Below are 1861 nucleotides of genomic sequence, written 5' to 3'. Positions count from 1 at the left end.
AAGTTCATTGTACTTCATCAAAGCGCTTTCCTCCCGACACTGACCCTACGGGTACAGTGCGGGGCTCCTGCGCTAGTAAGCTGAAGAAGGGACTCCCCGGACGGATTCCCTCTCAATCGATCCCTCGTTAACCCTCTTCGAGTTGTCTGTGCTCTGCACAGCACGGAGTGCTATGAAAGTGCAACACCTCTTCACCTCAGCTCTTGTGGGCGCAGCCCTCTCCAGTTTGAGCCTGCCCACCGCCGCTCTGGCCCAAGCCAACCTGCGGGAACTCCCTCCAGACCTGGCAGAACAGCTAACCACAGAGCAAATTTTGCAAGCCTGCGCCAACAACCAAGCAGATACTTTGCCCAGCCCTTTCCCGGATGTGGTGCCAAGCGATTGGGCCTACAAGGCAGTGCTTACCCTCTACTACTGTGGAGCCTACCGAGGGGCCATTCCACCGGAGCAATTCCGGCGCTACTTGGAGCAACAACGGGGATCCCAAACTTAGGTGGGCCTGCACCTCAAGCCGGATACATCTCCTGGATGAGGTGGGCATAGCGCTCAGCCACCGGGTTGCGCTTGATCTTCAGGGTCTGGGTCATAAGGCCGTTTTCCACGCTCAGCGGCTCCGGCAAGAAGCGAAAGTCGCTGACCTGCTCGTCGGGCCGGTAGCCAGGGCGTTCTTGGATGCGGCGGCGCACCTCCTGCAAAATCAAGGTGCGGGTCTGGGGCTGGGCCAGCAGCTCGGCATCCTCAGCCGGGATCCCTTGCTCGGCAGCCCAGGCCTTAAGGGCATCGAGGTTGGGGTAGATGAGGGCAGCCAATTTCTTTTGGTCTTGCCCGACGATCACGATTTGGCTGATGTAAGGAGACTGCAGACAAGCATCTTCCAGCGGCTGAGGCTCGATGTTCTCCCCATTGAGTAGGACAATGACATCCTTGGCCCTGCCGGTGATCACCAGTTGGCCGTCGGGAGTGAGCCAGCCCAGATCCCCGGTTTCAAACCAGCCATCAGAGCTGAGAACTTTAGCGGTGGCTTCTGGATTGTTGTAGTAGCCCATCATCACCTGCGGGCCACGGGCCAGGATCAACCCCTTTTGGCCAGGGGGCAAGGGCTGCCGGGTTTCCGGATCGACAATGCGAAACTCCGTCCCCGGCAGAGGGGGGCCAGCCGTACCGCGCACATTGTTGTCTGGACGCCGCGCGCACAACACCGGCGAAGTTTCGGTGAGGCCGTAGCCATTCAAGATGGAAATGCCCACCACCTCGTAGAACAGATCCAAGTAGGCAGGCAGGGATCCACCGCCGCTGATGGCATGTTGAAAATTGGGGCCCAACGCCCGTCGTACCTTGCGGTAGATCAGCACATCGGCCAATCGGTGCAGGGGCCAGAGCAGCCAATGTTGCAGGCGAGCCTGCAGGCGCACCCAGGGGCTGACTCCGTAATGCAAAATCGACTGGTTGCGAGCTATCCGTCCAGAGAGCACATGGCTCTCACTCACGGCCATCAGAGCGCGGATCAGCCGCTGCATCAGGGGGCTTTTCTCTTTGAATTGCCGTTGGATCCCTTCATAAACGGTTTCCCAAATCCGCGGCACTGCCACCAGAAAATGGGGGTGCTCCTGTTGGAAATCTTGTTTGATAAAGCGAGGGCTGGTATAGACCAGCATGCAGGCACGGCTGAGGAGAAAATACTCGCAAGCCCGCTCATAAGAGTGCCAAGTGGGCAGAATGGTCAACACCTTATTCCCCGGTTGTGGCTGTACGACCACGCCCAAGTTCTCCACCTGGTGCATCAGGTTGCCGTGGCTGAGCATCACCCCCTTGGGCCGACCGGAGGTGCCGGAGGTGTAGATGATGGTGGCCAGTTGGGATC

General features: G+C 58.9%; 2 protein-coding genes. One reads left to right on the top strand and one right to left on the bottom strand.

The window, feature by feature from the left end:
* The first annotated feature begins 172 nt into the window (after window positions 1-172).
* A complete protein-coding gene (locus tag NW837_RS09905) occupies window positions 173-493 on the top strand; it encodes a hypothetical protein (RefSeq protein WP_414331146.1) in 321 nt (106 codons plus the stop codon).
* A 13-nt stretch (window positions 494-506) separates the two neighbouring features.
* Here the strand turns inward: NW837_RS09905 and NW837_RS09900 are convergent.
* A partial coding sequence (locus tag NW837_RS09900) for an AMP-binding protein (protein WP_414331143.1) occupies window positions 507-1861 on the bottom strand: 1355 nt, incomplete at its 5' end.

Source organism: Synechococcus sp. R6-10 (genome assembly GCF_047461815.1).
In the GTDB taxonomy this organism is placed as follows: Bacteria; Cyanobacteriota; Cyanobacteriia; order Thermostichales; family Thermostichaceae; genus Thermostichus.
Note: the sequence above shows the minus strand (reverse complement) of the source record. Positions and strands in the feature narration are given on the sequence as shown.

What these genes read in the sequence shown, in the direction of transcription:
- NW837_RS09905 (WP_414331146.1), top strand. Translation starts at nt 173, where the DNA reads ATGAAAGTGCAACACCTCTTCACCTCAGCTCTTGTGGGCGCAGCCCTC.